Raw genomic sequence first — 21298 nt, 5'->3', positions numbered from 1 at the left:
GTCAGGCCGTCGGAAGCCAGCCCACCTTGCCCGCGAGCAGCGCGTAACCGACGAACGCCCCGATGTCGAGGAGGGAGTGGGCCACCACCAGCGGTCCCACCCGGCCCCAGCGGCGGTAGAGGAACACGAAGACGGCGCCCATGGCCATGTTCCCGAGGAAGCCGCCGACGCCCTGGTAGAGGTGGTACGAGCCGCGCAGCACGGAACTGGCCAGCAGGGTGCGCCCCGGCTTCCAGCCCAACTGGTCGAGGCGGCGCAGCAGATAGCCGACCACGATCACCTCCTCCAGCACCGCGTTCTGCACCGCGGACAGCACGAGGACGGGAAACTTCCACCAGACGCCCGGCAGCGCCTCCGGCACCACCGTCAGGTTGAAGCCGAGGCCCCTGGCCGCCAGGTAGAACGCGATACCGGTGCTGCCGATCGCCGCGGCGATCAGCACCCCGCGCGCCGCGTCGAAGCGCGGCCGGCCGCGGTCGAAGCCGAGGGCCCGCAGTCCCGAGCCCTCCCGCAGCAGGAGGTGCGCGACCAGGGCGACCGGGACGAGAGCGGTGGCGATGCCGAAGAGCTGCCAGGCGAGGTCCAGCCAGGGGCGGCCCGGCGCGGCGGAGGCGTTCATCGTGGCCGCCTGGTCTCTGAGACCGCCCGGCTTGGTGACCGAGCCCACGAAGCTGATCAGCGCGGAGACGCCGCTGGCGCCGAGCGAGAGCCCGAACACCAGCAGGGTCTCCCTGCCGAGGATGCGGCGCGTCGGCCCCTCACCGGGGACCGCCCCGGCCGCCGCGCCCGACTCGGCCTCCGCTTTCGCCCGCACCCTGCCTCCTGAGGAGTGATCCGGCTCCCTGCGCATCCGCGCTTTCGACTCCACTCTGCCGGATGCCGCGCCGGGCCGGCGCGGCGGCGTGTGCGGATGGCACCGCCGCGAGCCGGCAAGGGTTCGTTAGGGCAGCGCGTCGGGGGCCGCCACCGGCCAGGTGTGCACCGGCTCGCCCAGCTCCATCAGCTCGGAGTAGCGGTGCGTGGTGGCCGCGAGGGCCGCCTTCCGCTCCAGGCCGCTGTCCAGGGCCCGGTGGAAGGTGGCGGCCTGCCAGGAGGCGCCGTTCTGGCGCCGCCGGCACCGCTCCTCGATCACCCCCAGGTACAGGTCCCGATCGGCCGGCTCCACGCCCCAGGCATCCAGTCCGGCGGCGGCGAGCGGCAGCAGTTCGTCGCGGATGAGGGTCACGCCCGGCACCCGGGCCAGGCCGCCGTACCGGCCGCGCCGCGGCCATTCCAGCTCGGCGTCGATCCCGAACCGGCAGGCGGCGTCGAAGTTCGCGGCCGCGGCGTCGAAGGGCAGCCGGGACCAGATCGGCCGTGACTCGTCCGCCAGGGCCCGCACCAGGCCGTAGTAGAAGGCGGCATTGGCGACGACGTCGATGACCGTGGGGCCGGCCGGCAGCACGCGGTTCTCCACCCGCAGGTGCGGCACGCCGTCGGCGACACCGTAGACCGGGCGGTTCCAGCGGTACACGGTGCCGTTGTGCAGGACCAGTTCGGCGAGCTTCGGCGCCCCGCCCTCGTCCAGGACGCGCTGCGGGTCCTCCGGGTCGCAGATGGGCAGCAGCGCCGAGAAGTAGCGGAGGTTCTCCTCGAAGAGGTCCTGCGCAGAATCGATCCAGCGCTCACCGAACCAGGTCCGGGGCCGCACGCCCTGGGCCCGCAGCTCGGGCGGCCGGGTGTCGATGGACTGCTGGAACAGCGGCGGGCGGGACTCGCGCCAGAGTTCGTGTCCGAAGAGGAACGGCGAGTTGGCACCGACCACGATCTGCGCGGCGGCCACGGCCTGCGCGGCGTTCCACGCCGAGGCGAACCGGCCCGGCGTCACCTGAAGATGCAATTGCACAGACGTGCACGCGGCCTCGGGCGCGATGGAGGCCGAGGTGCACTGAAGTCTCTCCACGCCCTCTATGTCGAGGGTGAAGTCCTCGCCGCGTGCGGCCACGATCTGGTCGTTGAGCAGGGCGTAGCGGTCGACGTCCGAAAGGTTCGCGGACACCAGGTCCTGGCGGGCCAGGGTGGGCAGAATGCCGATCATCACGATGCCGGCGTCGACTTCCTTCGCCTTTCGGTGGGCGTAGCCGAGGCCGGTGCGCAGTTCTTCGGCGAGCCGGTCGAGAACCCGGTCGCCCAAACGGCGCGGGGCGATGTTCACTTCCAGGTTGAACATGGCCAGCTCGGTCTGGAAATCCCGACTCGCGATGCGTTCGAGCACTTGCGCATTCATCATCCTCGGCATGCCGTCGGGCCCCGCGAGATTCAGCTCGATCTCCAGCCCCATGAGGTTCCTGGGTCGATCGAAGCGCTGCTCCTCCAGCAGTCGCGCCAGCACCGCCAGGCACTGCCTGAGCTTCTCGCGGTACTCCTGCGGATCGGACAGGTCGAACGCGCCTGCCACGACCTTCTCCCCCATCGAAGTGTCCCTCCTCGAATGGGCGGACCACGGCCCGGCCGATGTGTCTCGGTGGATGATGCCCTGGCGGTGTGATCGAAAACTCTCACCTGGGGAGCCGCGGAACGGGTAGGTTCGATGCTAGTGGGCACCCGGCACGTTCACGAGGCATGAGCAGTGCGTACACGCGTGATCACGGTATGGCATGCACGATGAAGGCCTCTACGCCGGTTGCTTCCGTATTCAGCGCGACCTCCGCAGATAAACGCAGGCGAGATTCGGCCGTCTGTTCAAAGTGAAGATTTCGAGGTCACAGCCGCGACACCCTCCAATATGGGGATGAATACCACATCATGGTGACCGGATGGAGCCTTGCCCGCAATATCGGGGACAGCTAGGCGAAACCTCGTGGGAACACGTGACGTATAAACTTCGCGGACGGGGCTGAGAGTTGGTACCGGTGGGCACGTCCCACGCCAATCCCGCCACCGGCATCTGACAGTGACAGCGTCGTCCGCACGAGCCCCGCTCCACCTGCCTGTCGAATGAGAGGCGACCCATCATGCTGCACGTCCCCCCTGCTCCCGCGCCTGCCCAGCGCAGTGTCCTCATGGCACTGAACTCCCCCACAGCCGTCCGTGAGGCCCCCACGCCGGCGCTCCGCGCAGCCCAGCAGCCCGTCACCGCGGAGTCTCCGCTGCCCGTGCACGTCCTGGACCGGATCACGCCCTCCGGCCACGCACCCAGCCGTCTCACCGCCTGGCGTTTCCTGCTCCGCAGCGGTGGACACGCGGTCGCCGCCGCCGACACCATGCTCACGCCCGACGGCTGGGCGTTCTCCCACTTCTTCGAGGGGCCGTACGTCACGGCCACCGAGCAGGCGCTGCGGCAGGCCGAGAGCATGCCGTCCGCGTACCAGCCGCGCGTGCTGTCGGTGCCCGCACTGTACATGCTCACGCTCTGGCTGCACGGCGACTGCTCGGCGGACGCCGCCACCGGCCACCCCGCACCCTCGGACCTGCTGGTACCGCTGGCTCCGGCGCCGCCCGGCATCGCTCCCCACCGCGTGTACCGCTTCGCCGAGCTGCTGCCCGTCCTCACGCAGCGTCTCACGCCGACGCCGTTGCTGAGCTCGCCCGCCTGACCGCCGCGGTCCCGCGCCGAGTCCGCCGCCCCCGTACCACCGGAACCCTGACCACCGTCCGTTCTCCGCGCAGCCGGGCTGAACCGACCGCCCGTGTGACGCGTCCTCACCACGTGTGGAAAACTGCCGCGAAGCCCCTGCGGGCGGCTGCCCGCAGGGCGGAACCGATGGCAGGACCGATCTGATACGGGGGCGGTATGACCGCATCGAGCCGCAAGGCAGAGACCACTCCACAAGGAAAGTTCCCGACCATGTGCCCGCACCGGCCACCGTGCCCGCCGGCGGACTCCGCCGCCCGGGAGGCCGCCCACCCCTTGGCGCACCACCCGGAGCAGGGCTGGAGCCTGCTCTGCAACGGCGTGCTGCTCTTCGAGGACACCGGCGAACTCCTCCCGGACGGGCGGATCATCGCCCCGCACCGGCCGCTCGGCACGGCACAGGTGGTACCGGCCGCGTAGCGGCGGCCGAGGACCCGCGCGCCGGGGCCCGCGACGCACAGGCGCACACGAAGAAGGGGGCCGACCCGGGCGACCGGACCGGCCCCTCTTCTGTGTCCGCGCTCAGTCCTCGTAGGCGTCCGGCGGCGGGCAGGAGCAGACCAGGTTGCGGTCGCCGTAGGCCTGGTCGACACGGCGCACCGGCGGCCAGTACTTGTCGGCCGCGCCGACGCCCGTCGGGAAGACGGCCTCCTGGCGCGTGTACGGGTGCTCCCACTCGCCGCCGATCGACTCCGCGGTGTGCGGGGCGTTCCGCAGCGGGTTGTCGTCAGCGGGCCAGGCGCCGGAGGCCAGCTGCTCGATCTCCGCGCGGATGGCGATCATCGCGTCGCAGAAGCGGTCCAGCTCCGCCAGGTCCTCGCTCTCGGTCGGCTCGATCATCAGGGTCCCGGCCACCGGGAACGACATCGTGGGCGCGTGGAAGCCGTAGTCGATCAGCCGCTTGGCGACGTCGTCCACCGACACGCCGGTGGCCTTGGTCAGGGGCCGCAGGTCGATGATGCACTCGTGGGCGACCAGGCCGCCCGGACCCGTGTAGAGCACCGGGAAGTGGGGCTCGAGACGGCGGGCGATGTAGTTGGCGCTGAGCACGGCGACCTGCGTGGCCCGCTTGAGCCCCTCGGCGCCCATCAGGCGGACGAACGCCCACGAGATCGGGAGGATGCCCGCGGAGCCCCAGGGCGCGGCGGCGATCGGACCGATACCGTTCTCGGGCCCCGCGGCCGGCTGCAACGGGTGGTTGGGCAGGTACGGGGCGAGGTGCTCGCGCACCGCGACGGGGCCGACGCCCGGCCCGCCGCCGCCGTGCGGGATGCAGAAGGTCTTGTGCAGGTTGAGGTGCGAGACGTCGCCGCCGAAGCGGCCCGGCCTGGCGAGGCCCATCACGGCGTTGAGGTTCGCGCCGTCGACGTAGACCTGCCCGCCGGCGTCGTGCACGGCCGCGCAGATCTCGGCGACGTGCTCTTCGAACACGCCGTGCGTGGACGGGTACGTGATCATCAGCACGGCCAGCTGCTCGCGGTGCTGCTCGATCTTCGCGCGCAGGTCGGCGATGTCGATCTCGCCGTCGTCGGAAGTCTTCACCACCACCACGCGCATTCCGGCGAGCACGGCGCTCGCGGCGTTGGTGCCGTGCGCCGAGGACGGGATGAGGCACACGGTGCGCTGCTCGTCGCCGCGGGCGCGGTGGTACCCGCGCACCGCGAGCAGCCCGGCCAGCTCGCCCTGCGATCCGGCGTTGGGCTGGAGGGACACCTTGTCGTAGCCGGTGATCCCGGCGAGCTGGCTCTCCAGCTCCTGGATCAGACTCAGGTACCCCTGCGCCTGGTCGGCGGGGGCGAAGGGGTGCAGGGCTCCGAAGCCCGGCCAGGTGATGGGCTGCATCTCCGTGGTGGCGTTGAGCTTCATGGTGCAGGAGCCCAGCGGGATCATGCCCCGGTCGAGGGCGTAGTCGCGGTCGGCGAGCCTGCGCAGGTACCGCAGCATGGCGGTCTCGGAGTGGTGCTGGTGGAAGACCGGGTGGGTGAGGTACGTGTCGGTGCGCAGCAGCGCCCCGGGCAGGGCGTCGCCGTCCGTGCCGTCCGCGGCGGTGGGTTCCGCGTCCAGCGCGGTGACGTCGGCCACTACGCCGAAGGCGGTCCACACGGTGCCGAGGTGGGCGCGCGTGGTGGTCTCGTCGCAGGCGATGCCGACGTGGTCGGAGTCGGTGAGGCGCAGGTTCACACCGTCTTCCCTGGCGGCGCGCACCACGGCGGCGGCCCGGCCCGGAACCCTTGCGGTGACGGTGTCGAAGAAGGCGTCGTGGACCACCTCGACGCCACCGCGGCGCAGGCCCTCGGCGAGCAGGGCGGCGTACCGGTGGGTGCGCCGGGCGATGGTCCGCAGGCCGTCGGGGCCGTGGTAGACGGCGTACATCCCGGCCATCACGGCGAGCAGGACCTGCGCGGTGCAGATGTTGCTGGTGGCCTTCTCGCGGCGGATGTGCTGTTCGCGGGTCTGCAGCGCGAGGCGGTAGGCCTGGTTGCCGTCGGCGTCCACGGACACGCCGACCAGCCGGCCGGGGAGGTTGCGGGCGTATGCGTCGCGTACGGACATGTAGCCGGCGTGCGGGCCGCCGAAGCCCATGGGGACGCCGAAGCGCTGGGTGGTACCGACGGCGATGTCCGCGCCCAGCTCGCCTGGCGAGCGCAGCATGGTGAGGGCGAGCAGGTCGGCGGCGACGGTCACGACGGCGCCGATCTCGTGAGCCTGGTCGACGAGGGGGCGCAGGTCGCGCACGGCGCCCGAGGCTCCGGGGTACTGCACCAGCACGCCCACCACGCCGCGCTCCGCGATCTCCGCGGGGATGCCGCCGGCGAGATCGGCGACGACGATCTCGACACCGGTGGGTTCGGCGCGGGTGCGCACCACGGCGATCGTCTGCGGGAGGGTGTCGGCGTCGACCAGGAAGACACCGTTCTTGACCTTGCCGACCCGCCGGGACAGCGCCATGGCCTCGGCCGCGGCGGTGCCCTCGTCGAGCAGCGAGGCGCCGGCCGTGGGCAGCCCGGTCAGCTCGGAGACCACGGTCTGGAAGTTGAGCAGCGCCTCCAGGCGGCCCTGCGAGATCTCCGGCTGGTACGGCGTGTACGCGGTGTACCAGGCCGGGTTCTCCAGGACGTTCCGCAGGATCACCGGAGGTGTGAAGGTGCCGTGGTAGCCCAGACCGATCATGGAGTCGAGCACGTCATTGCGCTCGGCGAGGGCCCGCAGCTCATCCAGTACCTCGGCCTCGGTGCGCGCCTCGGGCAGCGGCAGGGCCTCGGTGTCCTTGATCACGTCGGGCACCGCGGCGGCGGTCAGCTCGTCCAGCGAGCCGTAGCCGACCTGCGCCAGCATCTTGGCCAGGGATTCGGCATCGGGTCCGATATGGCGCCGGGCGAAGGGGATGCCCTCTTCGAGCCGGGCGAGCGGGGTGCGGTTGGGGGACATGGTGGGAGGCCTCCTGGTCTGCTGCGACCTGCGAGGGACACCACTGCGGGTGCCCGGACGGCCTCCCCCTCTGTCATCTCGACCTGAGAGCTTCACCGGGGCGCCATGGCGCCCGGCTTGCACCGTCGGTGAGAACGGAGGCCTTGGCGCCCGCTCTGCTTTCCAGAGTGACCTCGTCCGTGCGGTACTTGGGCCTGAGAGTTTCCGGGGAGGATTTGCTCCTTCGGCGCCCCATGGCCATGGCCTGGAGCTCTCCCGCACGGGTTCAGCAGCCAAAGCCAGCCTACCAGCGGGGACCCCGGCAGAACGTTCGAGTGGCCGACGCCCTGAATGTGCCCTTTCGTAGAGATTACGGATGATGTGCAACCACTGGAGGGACCGTGCAGAGCGACATCGATCCGCGCCACCTGATCGGCCGCAAGGCGTTCGACCGCAACGGCACGAAGATCGGCACGGTCGACGAGGTGTACCTCGACGACGCGACGGGCGTCCCGGAGTGGGCCGCCATACGGACCGGATTCTTCAGCCGGGACGCCTTCGTGCCACTGGAACCCAGCCGCCTGGAGGAGGGCATGCTCCGCGTGCCGTTCGAACGGTCGCTGATCAAGGATGCGCCGGACTTCGGCGTGGGCCGCCATCTCTCACCGGCCCAGGAGCTGCAGCTCTACCACCACTACGGCCTCGACACGGCGGCTCCGCCGTCTCCCGAGGACCGTGACTTCGGACGGTTGGCGGGCCAGGACGAGGGGTGAGCGGGGGCGTGCGCCGCTCACCGCGTCACGCATCGCTCGGCAGCTGTCAGGGTGCGCCCCTTCGGTGGCCGGGCTTGCTCGGGGCTACGCCCCGGCCCACTCAGGGGCGCGGGGAACTGCGCGGGCAACCACCAACCCGCCGTTGGTCCGGGGGCGGCGGAACCAGCCCCTTCCGGACAGTGACCGTCACGTGCCGTCCTCGGCCGGCCCGGATCCGGCTCTCGGCCCGGGGCCGGCTTCCTCGCTGGGACCGGCATCGGACCTCGGTCCGGCTTCCGGCTCCGGACCGTCTCCCGGCCCGTCCTCCGCCGGTGCGGCGGGCATCGCCTCCGGCACCAGGGGCAGCGGGTCGGAGAGGGTGAGGTCAGGGTCATCGGTGCTGAACGTGCGGACGCGCCCGGGCCTGGAGCCGGGGGTCTCGAACCGGACGGTCACCCTGCCGATGCCGCTGCCCTGGATCCAGCCGGGCCCGTGCGTGCTGTGGTGCACGTCGTGGCCGGCCGGCCAGCGCCGTTCGGCCGGTGCGGGCGCCGCCTCCGGCTCCGGCTCGGACTCGGGCTGCTCGGGCGCGGCGGCGTGCTCCTCCACCGCCTGCGCGAACAGGTACTCCTGGGTGAAGTCGGCGAGCCCGCTGACGCCCACGCCCAGCAGCCGCACCCCGCCGGTGGTGTCCACGGACTCCAGCAGGTGTGCGGCGGCCTCGCGCACCACCATGGGGTCGTCGGTGGGGCCCCGCAGCGTCTCCGACCTGGTCAGCGTGGAGAAGTCGTAGCGCCGTACCTTCAGCACGACCGTGCGGCCGGAGCGGCCCGCGGCGCGCAGCCGCTGGACGCATCGGTCGGCCAGCCGCTGCACCTCGGTGCGCACCCGTACCCGGTCGTGGATGTCGACGTCGTAGGTGTCCTCCACGGAGACGGACTTCGTGTCACGCTCGGCCACCACGGGACGCTCGTCGCGGGCCAGCGCCATGGCGTACAGGGCGCTGCCGTGCGCCTTCCCGAGCAGCCTGACCATCTCGTCCTCACCGGCCTCCGCGATCTCCCCGACCGTGGTGATGCCGATCCGGCGCAGATGGTCGCCGGTGGCGGGGCCCACGCCCGGCAGGGTGCGTACGGACATGGGCGCGAGGAGCTCCCGCTCGGTGCCCGGCTCTATGAGGACCAGTCCGTCGGGCTTGGCCTCCTCGGAGGCGATCTTCGCCAGCATCTTGGACGCCGCCAGGCCGACCGATCCGGCGAGGCCGGTGAGCGTGCGGATGTCGGCGCGCAGCCGCCGGCCGGTGGCCTGGGCCGACTCGGCGTCCCAGGCGGCGCCGGCGGCCTCCAGGTCCACGAACGCCTCGTCGAGGCTCAGCGGCTCCACGAGTGGCGACAACTGCCGCAGCAGACCCATCACCTGCTCGCTGATGTCGCGGTACAGGGCGAAGCGCGGGACCAGGTATGCGGCGTGCGGAGCGAGCCTGCGGGCCTGACCCATCGGCATGGCGGAGTGCACACCGAAACGGCGGGCCTCGTACGAGGCAGTGGCCACCACACCGCGTGGCCCGAGACCGCCCACCACCACCGCCTTGCCGCGCAGGCTCGGCTTCGCCGCCTGCTCGGCCGAGGCATAGAAGGCATCCATGTCGAGATGCAGGATGGTGGGCTCGCGTCTCACGACACCGATGCTGCCTTACACCACTGACATCAGGGGGTGATCAGGCCCTCTTGGCGGCTCGGAGTGTCACGCCGGGCCCCTGGGACGGGCGTGAGTCGCGGAGTGCCGGACGCGGGAGTGCGCAAGACGCTGAAGTGCGCGGGACACGACGGTGTCGGACACGGATGTGGCCGAACGGGGAGGTGGTCAGACACGGAGGTGGCCAGACACGGGGCCAGACACGAGGGTGTCAGGCGGGTCACACCGCCCTGTTGCGCCGTCTGACGGCGAGCTCGTCCTCGGGGTGGTGGCCGACCAGCGTCTCGCCTGTGTCGACACGCTCGCCGTGCAGCCGGGAGAGCGCGCCCTCCACGTCGCGCCACACCACACCGACGGCGATGCCGAAGACACCCTGCCCGCCCTGGAGCAGGGCGTGCACCTCGTCGGGCGAGGTGCACTCGTAGACCGTGGCGCCGTCGCTCATCAGCGTCATGCGCTCGAGGTCGGTGAAGCCGCGTTCACGCAGATGGCGGACGGCGGCCCGGATGTTCTGGAGGGAGACCCCGGTGTCCAGGAAGCGTTTGACGATCTTCAGGACGACGACGTCCCGGAAGCTGTAGAGCCGCTGGGTACCGGATCCGTAAGCGGGGCGCACGCTCGGCTCGACGAGGCCGGTACGTGCCCAGTAGTCGAGCTGGCGGTAGGTGATGCCCGCCGCCGCGCAGGCCGCCGGGCCCCGGTAGCCGATCTCCTCGGGAACGGGAGTGCTGCCATCTATCGCCCTCGGGAGGCCCGGTTGCTGGCCGGCCCCGCTGTCGTGCAACGAGAACGGACCGCTCTCCACCGGACTGCGTCCGGGACCCCCAGCCGTGCCGTCGCCGTTGCTTCTCACGCCGACCTCCGTCCTTGACCTGCTCTGACGACGGTAGGCAGTCACCAGGGGTGCGTCAACGATCGCCACACTCGGCACGCCGGGTGATAATCACCCTACGAGTGGTTTCCGGTGCCTCGCCGTGGGGAATAGCCGACCGAATGCGCCCGGCGAACCCGCGTGCTGCGGGTCACCGGGCGCCGGCGGTCACTGGCTGTTGGTGCCGAAGTCCTCGGGTGAGATCTGGTCGAGGAACTCACGGAACTTCTCCACCTCGTCCTCCTGCTCGTCCGGGATGGCGATCCCAGCGTCGTCCAGGACGCCGTCGCTTCCGTAGATCGGTGTGCCGGTGCGCAGGGCAAGCGCTATGGCGTCGGACGGACGGGCGCTGACCTCCACGCCGCTGGCGAACACCAGCTCCGCGTAGAAGACGCCCTCGCGCAGGTCGGTGATGCGCACTTCCGTGAGCTCCTGGCCGACGGCCTCCAGGACATCCTTGAAGAGGTCGTGTGTCAGGGGCCTTGCCGGGGCCATGCCCTGCTGGGCGAAGGCGATCGCCGTCGCCTCGCCGGGGCCGATCCAAATGGGGAGGTACCGGTCGCCTCCCACTTCGCGCAGGAGCACGATCGGCTGGTTGGAGGGCATCTCCACCCGGACACCTACGACATCGAGCTCGTTCACACAGCAACCCTAGGCCGTGCCTGCCACCTTTGGGTAGTCGGGCAGCCGACGCACACCAGATATTCGGGGCGAAGAGCCCGTTATTCAGGGCAGACGGACACCGAGAGCACTCTGCACGAGCGCGGCGTGCAACCGCACGGTGAGGCCCGCGATCTCCTTGGTGCGCGCCTCGGCGTGGGCCCTGGTCTGCGGATTCCGGTGTCGGCGCAGGGGCGCCACGACCTGGTCGACCAGGCCCGCGGCGCGGTCCGCGGAGGCCTTCATGGCCCGGAGGTGACGAGGCTCGATGCCGAACTGTCCCAGCTCACCCACCAGGGCGGCCACGCTCACGGCCACCGCCTCGTAGCCGCCGTCCGGCAGGGGGGCGAGCAGGCCGTACGACTCCCACTCGTCGAGGTCGCGCTCCTCGATCCCGGCCGCGGCCAGCAGCTCGGCGCGCCCGACACGGGCCGCGGTCGGCGCCTCAGCGCCCTCGTTCGCCCCGTAGGGCGTGAATGTCCCGGGCTGGGCCTGCGCGCCCGCCCCGTCCCCCTGGCGGGCTTCCGGGGAGGCCGGGTCCTCGCCGCGTTCCAGGGCGTCCAGGTGGCCCCTGATCACCTTGAGTGGCAGGTAGTGGTCGCGCTGCATGCGCAGGACGCGGCCCAGCCGCTCGACGTCCGCGCTGCTGAACTTCCGGTAACCCGACGGGGTGCGCTGGGGCTCGATCAGCCCCTCCGACTCCAGGAAGCGGATCTTGGAGATGGTGACCTCAGGGAACTCGTCCCGCAGCACCTTCAGCACGGCGCCGATGCTCATCGGCCGGTTGTCCGCGGCGGCGGCACCGTCGCCGGTGCCGCCGCTCGGTGGTTGCAGCATGGACCTTCCTACGGTCAGACGCCGCGCTGGCTCGTGTAGAAGACCAGGCGGTACTTACCGATCTGCACCTCGTCGCCACCCGCGAGCGGGGCCGAGTCGATGCGCTCACGGTTGACGTAGGTGCCGTTCAGCGAGCCCACGTCGGCGACCGTGAAGGCACCGTCGGAGCCGCGGCGGAACTCCACGTGGCGGCGCGAGACCGTCACGTCGTCGAGGAAGATGTCGCTCTGCGGGTGCCGCCCGGCCGTGGTCAGGTCGCCGTCGAGCAGGAACCGGCTGCCCGAGTTCGGACCGCGGCGCACGATCAGCAGCGCCGAGCCGATGGGCAGGGCGTCCACCGCCGCCTGGGCCTCCGGGGAGAGCGCAGGCGACGGCGTCGTCTGGCCGGTGACCTCCGCCTCGTAGGCTTCGATGCCCGAGATCGAGATCGTCGACGTCGTCTCGGACGGGCGCTCGCTCGCGCCGCTCCTCAGCGGCGCGCCGCAGTTCGAGCAGAAGCGGCTGTCCTGAGCATTGCGGTTCCCGCACCTCGTACACACCAGGGACATCGAGGGGTCCTCCTGCCGTGGCCGGCCAGGGTCGGGCGGGAACTCTCCACCCGCACTTGAGGCTGACGAATCCCCGAAACCTATGCGGCCCGATGCGGCGGGGTCAACAGAACCAGGACCCTGCTCGCCCGAAATGTCACCGCCTGGAGCAGCGAGCTGATCGCGGAAGAGCGGCCGCTCACCCTCCCCTCTCTCCGCCTCGGAGGAGCGTGCGCGATGGCGGGCGGTGGCGTTGCCACCGCCTTCTCGCGCGGTCTTGCCGAACAACTTCGCAAACAACTTCACGGGCGATTCCCCTTGACCGATACAGACCCGCCCGTGGGGCAGGACCAACCCTCACTGCACACACCGGCATACGTCGGCGCCACAGACACCCTCACAACGTCCGTTTGCACCAGACAGTTTCCACCACACTTCACTTCTACGGTGCGCCGACCCCCCGCATCCTCATGCCCCCGAGCAGCACTCCCCATGCACCCCGCGCTCACCCTGAGGACGACTGAGCGTAGTCAGGGCGCTTCGCGGGTCGCAAGGCATCCACGACGACCCTGCCGGAGTGCTGCACGGACACCGTGGCCTGCTCCTTCTCCAGCGTCTGCACCACTCCGCCGGGGATGTTGAGCGCCGGCTCCAGGTCCTCGGGTTTGCCGATCACCTTGAACCGGTACGGTTTTCCGATCTTGTGACCGTCCACGCTGATGCCGCCGTGGTCCCGGTCCGTGACATAGCTGTTGACCACGATGCGCACGTCGTCGACCTGGATGGCCTCGGCGCCCGCCGCGCGCAGCTCCTGGATCGTGTCCAGCAGCATGTCCGCCTTCACCGTTCCCTTGGGGTCGTCGATGGTCAGGGTGATCCCGGGGCCCTGCGCCGCCACGGTGCCCGCCAGAATGCCGAGTTGACGTTCCTTCTCGGCCGTCTGCTTGCGGGCCTCCTCGGCCTGGTCCGAGCTGTTCTCCAGTTCGGTGCGCTGGTCCTGCAGGCTCTGCTTCTCATCTTGAAGACGTTGGGTTCGGTCCCCGAGTTCATCGAGGATGCGTACGAGATCTTCCTGGCGCGCGCCGCGCAGGGCGCTGTTGTCACTGGTGGAGGCCACCTGGATGGCGAGCCCGAAGCCCAGCCCGCACAGCAGCACGGCCACGATGAGTTGCGCCCTGCTCACCCTCGGCGGCCACAGCGACTTCGCCAGCAACTGGCGGCCCGTCAACCGCGGTCCGGACCGCTCCCCCTCACCGTCCGCACGCTGCTCCTCGGCGGGCGGGGCGGGTGCGGGCCGACGGTCCTGGGCGGGCCGCTCGGCGCCGCCCGGGCCGGGCACGGCGCGTGTCCGGCTCCCCGGGCCGTTCGGGTTCCTGCTCCCAGGGGTGCGCTCGCGCTCGGCGTCCGGCTCCCGCGGTCCTTCGGCCGGCCGGTCGCCGGTGGCAGGGGACGGGACCTCGGCCGGCAGTTCCTTGCGCAGCTGGTGCCCGTGCCTGTCCCCGCGCACGTGGCGTCCCGGCGTGTGCTCTCCGCTCATCGGCGTCACGCCCTGAACACGTGCCGGCGGATGGCGGCCGCGTTGGAGAAGATCCGGATGCCCAGCACCACGACCACGCCGGTGGACAGCTGTGCGCCCACGCCCAGCTTGTCGCCGAGGAACACGATCAGCGCGGCGACGACCACGTTCGACAGGAAGGACACCACGAACACCTTGTCGTCGAAGATCCCGTCGAGCATCGCCCGCAACCCGCCGAACACGGCGTCCAGCGCCGCCACGACGGCGATCGGCAGATACGGCTCGACCACTGCGGGGACCTCGGGCCTGACCAAGAGTCCCACCACGACGCCCACGACGAGGCCCAGTACGGCGATCACGATGTGCCCTTCTCCGATCTCGGTGATCCTGGCTTGGCTGTTCGTACGGTGACGCTGGGTGCGGCGGGCAGCCGCAGGTCGTCCTGGACCGAGATGGCGGTCCGGATGCCGAAGTTGTCCTGCAAGGCGTGGAGGTACTGGCCGTCCCCGCTGTTCTGGAAGCGGGTGCTCAGCTTCTGGCCGTCCCCCACGGCGAGCACGGTGTACGGCGGCACCAGCGGCCGGTTGTCGACGAGTATGGCGTCCCCCGCGGCACGGATCGCCGACAGGGCGGTCAGCCGCTGGCCGTTGATCGAGACGGCCTCGGCGCCGGACTCCCACAGGCCGTTGACGACCCGCTGCATGTCGTGGTCGCGGACCCGGCCCGTGTCGGAGAAACCGGCGCTCTCGCGCGGTCCTCCGCCCCCTTGGTCCGCTTCCTTGGCGTCGTCGACGACGAGTTTCACCCCGGGACCGTGCGCCGGGATGGCCCCGGACACCAGCTCCACCACGTCGCCCTCGGGGCTGCCGCTGTTCCGCAGCGCCTCGCGCTGGCGTGCGCTGACCTGGCCGCGGAGGGTCTCGACCTGGGACTCCAGCTTGTCGGCGGCCCCGGTCTCCGCGTCGATACGGTCGATGAGCTCTTGCCGTTCCTTGGCGACGCCCGGCGCCGCCACGCGCGTCTGCGCGGCTCCGACGGTCACCACCGCCGCCGCGAGCACCAGCCCCGCGGCGAGCCACAGCTTGGCGTTCAGGGCACGCGGGAGGCCGGGCTGGGCCGCGCTCCTCCGACGTGCCGCCGCTTCCGCGTACCCCTCGTCGAGGCTGTGGTCCATGACGTTGGTGAGCAGCGACATGGACGCGTCCGGACGCGCGCGGTACGGCGGCGTACTCCGAACGGGGGGCTGCTGCGGCATGCCGCACATCGTCGCACGTCGCGGCCGCTTCCTCCGAATGGCCCCACCGAACGCGCCGGGCGGCCCCGGACGGACCACCCGGCGCACGGTTGCCAGTGCCCGGCGCGTGCTGTGACCGGTGCCCGGTGCGGGGTGTGCCGGTCGGTGCGCGGAACGCGTCGGGTCAGTGCCCGGCGCTGTCCACGACGGTCGACCACTCCTCCAGCAACTCCTGCGCGGAGGCGTCGTCGGGACCCTCGGCCCACAGGTGGGTGACGGCCTCCGCGGGGTCCGGAAGGACCATCACCCAGCGTCCGTCCGCCTCCACGACCCGTACGCCGTCCGTCGTGTCGACGTAGCGGTCGCCGGCCGCCTCCACGATGCGCCGCATCACGAGGCCCTTGACGGCCCAGGGGGTCGCCAGGTCGCGCTGGAGGACGTGCGCACGCGGGATGCGGGCGTCGATCTGGCTCAGGGTGAGCTGGGTGCGAGCCACCAGGCCGATGAGCCGTACGAACGCGGCCGTGCCGTCGAACACGCTGCTGAACTCGGGGACGATGAACGCACCCCGGCCGTCGCCGCCGAAGATCGTCGAGTCCTCACGGCCGACGCGGGTGAGGTCGTCGGGCGAGGTGGTCGTCCACTCGACCTGGGTGCCGTGGTACGCCGCGACCTGCTCGGCGATTCGGGTCGTGGTCACCGGCAGTGCCACACGCCCGCTGCGGCGCTCGGCGGCCACCAGGTCCAGCATCACGAGCAGCGCGCGGTCGTCCTCGACGATCCGGCCCTTCTCGTCGACCAGGGAGAGCCGTTCGCCGACCGGGTCGAAGCGCACTCCGAATGCGGCGCCCGCGGAAGCCACGATCTCGCCCAGCCGCACCAGGCCGGCCCTGCGCGTCTGCGCGGTCTCCGTGGGCCGCGACTCGTCGAGGCCCGGGTTGATGGTCAGCGAGTCGACGCCGAGCTTGCCGAGCAGGCTGGGCAGCACCAGGCCGGCGCTGCCGTTGGAGGCGTCGACGACGACCTTCAGGCCGGCGTCTGCGATCCCCGAGATGTCCACGTTCCGCAGCAGGGAGCCCGTGTACGAGTCGAAGACACTGGACGGGAAGTGCAGGTCGCCGATCTCGCCGGGGAACGCCCTGCGGTACTCCTGGCGTGCGTAGACCCGGTCGAGCTTGCGCTGGTTGGCCTGGGAGAGGTCGGCGCCCTGGCTGTCGAAGAACATGATGTCGACGGAGTCGGGCACGCCGGGACTGGTCCGGATCATGATGCCGCCGGCGCTGCCCCGCGCGGTCTGCTGCCGCGCCACGGGCAGGGGGACGTTCTCCAGGTCACGTACGTCGATGGCGCTGGCCTGGAGTGCGGAGATCACGGCACGCTTGAGGGCCCGCGCGCCACGGGAGTGGTCGCGCGCGGTGGTGACGGTGGAGCCCTTCTTGAGCGTGGTGGCGTACGCGCCCGCCAGCCGCACCGCCAGCTCGGGGGTGATCTCGACGTTCAGGATGCCGGAGACACCGCGTGCACCGAAGAGGTGCGCCTGTCCGCGGGACTCCCAGATGACCGACGTGTTGACGAACGCGCCGGCCTCGATGGTCTTGAAGGGATAGACCCGGACATTGCCCTGGACGATCGACTCCTCACCGACGAGGCATTCGTCGCCGATGACCGCGCCGTCCTCGATCCTGGCGGCCCGCATGATGTCGGTGTTCTTGCCGATGACGCAGCCGCGGAGGTTGCTGTGCTGGCCGATGTAGACGTTGTCGTGGAGAACGGCCCTGTGCAGGAACGCGCCGCTCTTGACGACCACGTTGGATCCGACGACGGTGTGCTCGCGCAGCTCCGCGTCGGCTTCGACCTTGGCGTAGTCGCCGATGTAGAGAGGGCCGCGGAGAATCGCGTCGGGGTGGACCTCGGCGCCTTCGGCGACCCATACACCGGGTGAGATCTCGAATCCGTCGAGTTCGACGTCGACCTTGCCCTCGAGGACGTCGGCCTGCGCCTTGACGTAGCTCTCGTGGGTACCGACGTCCTCCCAGTAGCCCTCGGCGACATAGCCGTAGATGGGCTTGCCCTCCTTGAGGAGCTGGGGGAAGACGTCCCCGGACCAGTCCACGGACACGTCGGCCTCCACGTAGTCGAACACTTCCGGTTCCATCACGTAGATTCCGGTGTTCACCGTGTCGGAGAAGACCTGGCCCCATGTGGGCTTCTCCAGGAAGCGCTCCACCTTGCCGTCGTCGTCGACGATGGTGATTCCGAATTCGAGCGGGTTGGGAACGCGCGTGAGGCACACCGTGACGAGTGCACCCTTTTCCTTGTGGAAATTGATCAGATCGGTGAGGTCGAAGTCGGTGAGTGCGTCTCCGGAGATCACCAGAAACGCGTCGTCCTTGAGGGCGGCTTCCGCGTTCTTCACGCTGCCGGCGGTGCCGAGCGGCTTCTCCTCATTGGCATAGGTGAGCTCCATGCCGAGTTCGTCACCGTCCCCGAAGTAGTTCTTGACCAGAGAGGCCAGAAACTGGACTGTGACGACGGTCTCATTCAGTCCATGCCTCTTGAGCAGCCGTAGCACGTGCTCCATGATCGGGCGGTTTGCCACCGGCAGGAGCGGCTTGGGCATGCTTGAGGTCATCGGGCGAAGACGAGTGCCTGCGCCTCCGGCCATCACGACGGCCTTCATGTCGGAAACGTCCTCCTCGGGAGACGACGGTCTGGCCGACTGCACCCACCCAGATTCTCCCGCACATACCAGGTGCGGGCCATCCTGAGCGATCGGAGGCGGCACCTCCCGCGCCCCTGGGGCTGTGGGGGAAGCCAACCGGCAGGATCAATCGGCCGTGGTGTCCGCACGGACGAGTCGGCGGACCTGGACCACGTACAGGATCCCTGCCCACCAGTAGAGCGTTGTACCCCATCCTGCGAACGCCCATCCGAAAATGGTGGCCGTTGACGCGATCCATCCGCTTCCGTCACTGAGCAGTAGCAGAGGGAAGGCGTACATCAGGTTGAACGTGGCCGCTTTGCCCAGGAAGTTCACCTGGGGCGGTGGATAGCCGTGCCGTCGGAGGATGGCAACCATTACCAGAAGAACGAGTTCACGTGCCACCAGCACGGAGGTCAGCCAGAGGGGGAGAATGCCCCGCCAGGTGAGTCCTGCCAATGTGGTCAGAATGTAGAGCCGGTCCGCGGCGGGGTCGAGGATGCGCCCCAGGCTGCTGATCTGATTCCAGCGGCGTGCCAGCTTCCCGTCGAGGTAGTCGGTCACGCCGCTGAGGGCCAGGACGAGCAATGCCCATCCGTCGCTGTTGGGCCCTCCGAACTCCGGTCGAAGGATCAGCCACAGGAACAGCGGCACTCCGACGAGGCGCGCCATGCTGAGGATGTTGGGGATGGTGAGGACCCTGTCCGTCTGGACGCGGGTCTCCTGGACCTCCACCCGAGGGCCTCCTGTGGGTGAAACGAGCCAACGATGCTTCCCGACTTTACCGGGACGGGAACGGGCTGGTACGGAGGGGTGGGCCGAGGACTGCCAGGAGCGGGAAAGGCCTGGGCCGGCCCCGGGCCCTCGGTCTCGGGCGCAAAGGGACGCTGGATGCTCAGTACGGGGGTGGGAACATGGAGATGGGGACGGGGAGATGGGGACGGGGAGATGGGGACGGGGAGATGGGGACGGGGAGATGGGGACGGAGATCGAGACAGAAAAGAGCCCTTGTGCCGGTCGCCGGCACAAGGGCTCTTTCACTGATAGTTCGGCGGCGTCCTACTCTCCCACAGGGTCCCCCCTGCAGTACCATCGGCGCTGAAAGGCTTAGCTTCCGGGTTCGGAATGTAACCGGGCGTTTCCCTCCCGCTATGGCCACCGAAACGCATACACCAACCACACCCCCTTTCCCGTAGAGGTTGTGTGGTTGGTCGTGGTTTCAGAACCAACACAGTGAACGCGAGCACCTGAGGACAAGCCCTCGGCCTATTAGTACCAGTCACCTCCACCCCTCACAGGGCTTCCAGACCTGGCCTATCAACCCAGTCGTCTACTGGGAGCCTTACCCCATCAAGTGGGTGGGAGCCCTCATCTCGAAGCAGGCTTCCCGCTTAGATGCTTTCAGCGGTTATCCCTCCCGAACGTAGCCAACCAGCCATGCCCTTGGCAGAACAACTGGCACACCAGAGGTTCGTCCGTCCCGGTCCTCTCGTACTAGGGACAGCCCTTCTCAAGACTCCTACGCGCACAGCGGATAGGGACCGAACTGTCTCACGACGTTCTAAACCCAGCTCGCGTACCGCTTTAATGGGCGAACAGCCCAACCCTTGGGACCGACTCCAGCCCCAGGATGCGACGAGCCGACATCGAGGTGCCAAACCATCCCGTCGATATGGACTCTTGGGGAAGATCAGCCTGTTATCCCCGGGGTACCTTTTATCCGTTGAGCGACGGCGCTTCCACAAGCCACCGCCGGATCACTAGTCCCGACTTTCGTCCCTGCTCGACCCGTCAGTCTCACAGTCAAGCTCCCTTGTGCACTTACACTCAACACCTGATTACCAACCAGGCTGAGGGAACCTTTGGGCGCCTCCGTTACCCTTTAGGAGGCAACCGCCCCAGTTAAACTACCCATCAGACACTGTCCCTGATCCGGATCACGGACCCAGGTTAGACATCCAGCACGACCAGAGTGGTATTTCAACAACGACTCCACGAACACTGGCGTGCCCGCATCACAGTCTCCCACCTATCCTACACAAGCCGAACCGAACACCAATATCAAACTATAGTAAAGGTCCCGGGGTCTTTCCGTCCTGCTGCGCGAAACGAGCATCTTTACTCGTACTGCAATTTCACCGGGCCTATGGTTGAGACAGTCAAGAAGTCGTTACGCCATTCGTGCAGGTCGGAACTTACCCGACAAGGAATTTCGCTACCTTAGGATGGTTATAGTTACCACCGCCGTTTACTGGCGCTTAAGTTCTCAGCCTCGCCCACCCGAAAGTGAGCTAACCGGTCCCCTTAACGTTCCAGCACCGGGCAGGCGTCAGTCCGTATACATCGCCTTACGGCTTCGCACGGACCTGTGTTTTTAGTAAACAGTCGCTTCTCGCTGGTCTCTGCGGCCACCCCCAGCTCAAGGAGTAAATCCCATCACCAGGAACGGCCCCCCTTCTCCCGAAGTTACGGGGGCATTTTGCCGAGTTCCTTAACCATAGTTCACCCGAACGCCTCAGTATTCTCTACCAGACCACCTGAGTCGGTTTAGGGTACGGGCCGCCACAAAACTCGCTAGAGGCTTTTCTCGACAGCATAGGATCATCCACTTCACCACAATCGGCTCGGCATCAGGCCTCACCCACAAAGTGTGCGGATTTACCTACACACCGGGCTACACCCTTACCCCGGGACAACCACCGCCCGGGATGGACTACCTTCCTGCGTCACCCCATCACTCACCTACTAACCGCTTGGACCGGCGGCTCCACCACTTTCCCCGACGGTAAACCGACAGGGAACGGCTTCACGGCCTTAGCATCACGATGCTCGATGTTTGACGCTTCATAGCGGGTACCGGAATATCAACCGGTTATCCATCGACTACGCCTGTCGGCCTCGCCTTAGGTCCCGACTTACCCTGGGCAGATCAGCTTGACCCAGGAACCCTTAGTCAATCGGCGCACACGTTTCCCACGTGTGAATCGCTACTCATGCCTGCATTCTCACTCGTGAACCATCCACAACTACCTTCCGGCGCTGCTTCACCCGGCACACGACGCTCCCCTACCCATCACAACACCCGTTAAGGCTCATGCTGCAATGACACGACTTCGGCGGTATGCTTGAGCCCCGCTACATTATCGGCGCGGAATCACTAGACCAGTGAGCTATTACGCACTCTTTCAAGGATGGCTGCTTCTAAGCCAACCTCCTGGTTGTCTCTGCGACTCCACATCCTTTCCCACTTAGCACACGCTTAGGGGCCTTAGTCGATGCTCTGGGCTGTTTCCCTCTCGACCATGGAGCTTATCCCCCACAGTCTCACTGCCGCGCTCTCACTTACCGGCATTCGGAGTTTGGCTAAGGTCAGTAACCCGGTAAGGCCCATCGCCTATCCAGTGCTCTACCTCCGGCAAGAAACACACGACGCTGCACCTAAATGCATTTCGGGGAGAACCAGCTATCACGGAGTTTGATTGGC

16 protein-coding genes, 2 rRNA genes and 1 riboswitch (1 of these 19 running past the window's edge) are annotated in these 21298 nt (G+C 68.8%); of the genes, 3 read left to right on the top strand and 15 right to left on the bottom strand.

Annotated elements, in window-relative coordinates; translation table 11 throughout:
- Position 1: 1 nt before the first annotated feature.
- Positions 2-850, bottom strand: a complete 849-nt coding sequence (locus Sm713_RS22340) for a CPBP family intramembrane glutamic endopeptidase (RefSeq protein ID WP_212911326.1) — start codon at positions 848-850, stop codon at positions 2-4.
- 90 nt (positions 851-940) lie between these two features.
- Entirely contained in the window at positions 941-2452 is a 1512-nt protein-coding gene (locus Sm713_RS22335) for a glutamate--cysteine ligase (protein WP_212911325.1), read from the bottom strand.
- A 538-nt stretch (positions 2453-2990) separates the two neighbouring features.
- Here Sm713_RS22335 and Sm713_RS22330 point away from each other — a divergent pair.
- Positions 2991-3575, top strand: coding sequence for a hypothetical protein (locus Sm713_RS22330; RefSeq protein ID WP_212912189.1), 585 nt, complete (start codon positions 2991-2993; stop codon positions 3573-3575).
- Positions 3576-3826: 251 nt separating this feature from the next.
- Entirely contained in the window at positions 3827-4033 is a 207-nt protein-coding gene (locus tag Sm713_RS22325) for a DUF5999 family protein (RefSeq protein WP_212912188.1), read from the top strand.
- A gap of 102 nt (positions 4034-4135) precedes the next feature.
- Here Sm713_RS22325 and gcvP read toward each other — a convergent pair whose 3' ends face one another.
- Positions 4136-7042: an aminomethyl-transferring glycine dehydrogenase gene (gene gcvP, locus Sm713_RS22320; protein WP_212911324.1), complete on the bottom strand. Its 2907-nt coding sequence runs from the start codon at positions 7040-7042 to the stop codon at positions 4136-4138.
- Positions 7043-7214: 172 nt separating this feature from the next.
- Positions 7215-7310, bottom strand: a riboswitch (glycine riboswitch).
- Positions 7311-7422: 112 nt separating this feature from the next.
- Here gcvP and Sm713_RS22315 point away from each other — a divergent pair.
- On the top strand, positions 7423-7794 hold the full coding sequence (locus Sm713_RS22315; protein WP_212911323.1) for a PRC-barrel domain-containing protein: 372 nt from the start codon (positions 7423-7425) through the stop codon (positions 7792-7794).
- A 186-nt stretch (positions 7795-7980) separates the two neighbouring features.
- Here the strand turns inward: Sm713_RS22315 and Sm713_RS22310 are convergent, their stop codons facing one another.
- From Sm713_RS22310 to Sm713_RS22255, 12 genes are all read right to left on the bottom strand, one after another.
- Positions 7981-9450 carry a DNA polymerase IV gene (locus Sm713_RS22310; protein ID WP_212911322.1) on the bottom strand — a complete coding sequence of 490 codons (1470 nt, stop codon included), beginning with the start codon at positions 9448-9450 and terminating at the stop codon, positions 7981-7983.
- Positions 9451-9688: 238 nt separating this feature from the next.
- Positions 9689-10321: a MerR family transcriptional regulator gene (locus Sm713_RS22305; RefSeq protein WP_212911321.1), complete on the bottom strand. Its 633-nt coding sequence runs from the start codon at positions 10319-10321 to the stop codon at positions 9689-9691.
- A gap of 186 nt (positions 10322-10507) precedes the next feature.
- Positions 10508-10981, bottom strand: a complete 474-nt coding sequence (locus Sm713_RS22300) for a bifunctional nuclease family protein (protein WP_006123076.1) — start codon at positions 10979-10981, stop codon at positions 10508-10510.
- Positions 10982-11065: 84 nt separating this feature from the next.
- Positions 11066-11836, bottom strand: coding sequence for a MerR family transcriptional regulator (locus tag Sm713_RS22295; RefSeq protein ID WP_212911320.1), 771 nt, complete (start codon positions 11834-11836; stop codon positions 11066-11068).
- 14 nt (positions 11837-11850) lie between these two features.
- Complete coding sequence (locus Sm713_RS41225) at positions 11851-12384, bottom strand: FHA domain-containing protein (RefSeq protein WP_283249788.1); 534 nt, start codon at positions 12382-12384, stop codon at positions 11851-11853.
- A 484-nt stretch (positions 12385-12868) separates the two neighbouring features.
- Positions 12869-13900, bottom strand: a complete 1032-nt coding sequence (locus tag Sm713_RS22285) for a DUF881 domain-containing protein (protein ID WP_249416432.1) — start codon at positions 13898-13900, stop codon at positions 12869-12871.
- Positions 13901-13905: 5 nt separating this feature from the next.
- Complete coding sequence (locus Sm713_RS22280; protein WP_019708255.1) at positions 13906-14238, bottom strand: small basic family protein; 333 nt, start codon at positions 14236-14238, stop codon at positions 13906-13908.
- A complete protein-coding gene (locus Sm713_RS22275) occupies positions 14235-15143 on the bottom strand; it encodes a DUF881 domain-containing protein (RefSeq protein ID WP_212911319.1) in 909 nt (302 codons plus the stop codon). The genes Sm713_RS22280 and Sm713_RS22275 overlap by 4 nt, the downstream gene beginning before the upstream one ends.
- Positions 15144-15297: 154 nt before the next feature.
- Complete coding sequence (locus tag Sm713_RS22270; RefSeq protein ID WP_212911318.1) at positions 15298-17793, bottom strand: mannose-1-phosphate guanyltransferase; 2496 nt, start codon at positions 17791-17793, stop codon at positions 15298-15300.
- A 147-nt stretch (positions 17794-17940) separates the two neighbouring features.
- The gene (locus tag Sm713_RS22265) at positions 17941-18549 is read right to left on the bottom strand and encodes a CDP-alcohol phosphatidyltransferase family protein (RefSeq protein ID WP_212911317.1); all 609 of its coding nucleotides are present in this window, start codon (positions 18547-18549) and stop codon (positions 17941-17943) included.
- Positions 18550-18860: 311 nt separating this feature from the next.
- Positions 18861-18977 (bottom strand): 5S ribosomal RNA (gene rrf / locus Sm713_RS22260).
- An 86-nt stretch (positions 18978-19063) separates the two neighbouring features.
- Positions 19064-21298 (bottom strand): 23S ribosomal RNA (locus tag Sm713_RS22255) (it continues 890 nt past the right edge of the window).

The sequence above is a fragment of the Streptomyces sp. TS71-3 genome (genome assembly GCF_018327685.1).
Taxonomy (GTDB): Bacteria; Actinomycetota; Actinomycetes; order Streptomycetales; family Streptomycetaceae; genus Streptomyces.
This window is presented reverse-complemented; position numbering and strand designations above follow the sequence as displayed.

Excerpts from the sequence above, each read along its gene's own strand:
- Sm713_RS22340 (WP_212911326.1), bottom strand. The coding sequence starts at position 850 with ATGCGCAGGGAGCCGGATCACTCCTCAGGAGGCAGGGTGCGGGCGAAA.
- Sm713_RS22335 (WP_212911325.1), bottom strand. The coding sequence starts at position 2,452 with ATGGGGGAGAAGGTCGTGGCAGGCGCGTTCGACCTGTCCGATCCGCAG.
- Sm713_RS22325 (WP_212912188.1), top strand. The coding sequence starts at position 3,827 with ATGTGCCCGCACCGGCCACCGTGCCCGCCGGCGGACTCCGCCGCCCGG.
- gcvP (WP_212911324.1), bottom strand. The coding sequence starts at position 7,042 with ATGTCCCCCAACCGCACCCCGCTCGCCCGGCTCGAAGAGGGCATCCCC.
- Sm713_RS22295 (WP_212911320.1), bottom strand. The coding sequence starts at position 11,836 with ATGCTGCAACCACCGAGCGGCGGCACCGGCGACGGTGCCGCCGCCGCG.
- Sm713_RS41225 (WP_283249788.1), bottom strand. The coding sequence starts at position 12,384 with ATGTCCCTGGTGTGTACGAGGTGCGGGAACCGCAATGCTCAGGACAGC.
- Sm713_RS22285 (WP_249416432.1), bottom strand. The coding sequence starts at position 13,900 with ATGAGCGGAGAGCACACGCCGGGACGCCACGTGCGCGGGGACAGGCAC.
- Sm713_RS22275 (WP_212911319.1), bottom strand. The coding sequence starts at position 15,143 with ATGTGCGGCATGCCGCAGCAGCCCCCCGTTCGGAGTACGCCGCCGTAC.
- Sm713_RS22270 (WP_212911318.1), bottom strand. The coding sequence starts at position 17,793 with ATGAAGGCCGTCGTGATGGCCGGAGGCGCAGGCACTCGTCTTCGCCCG.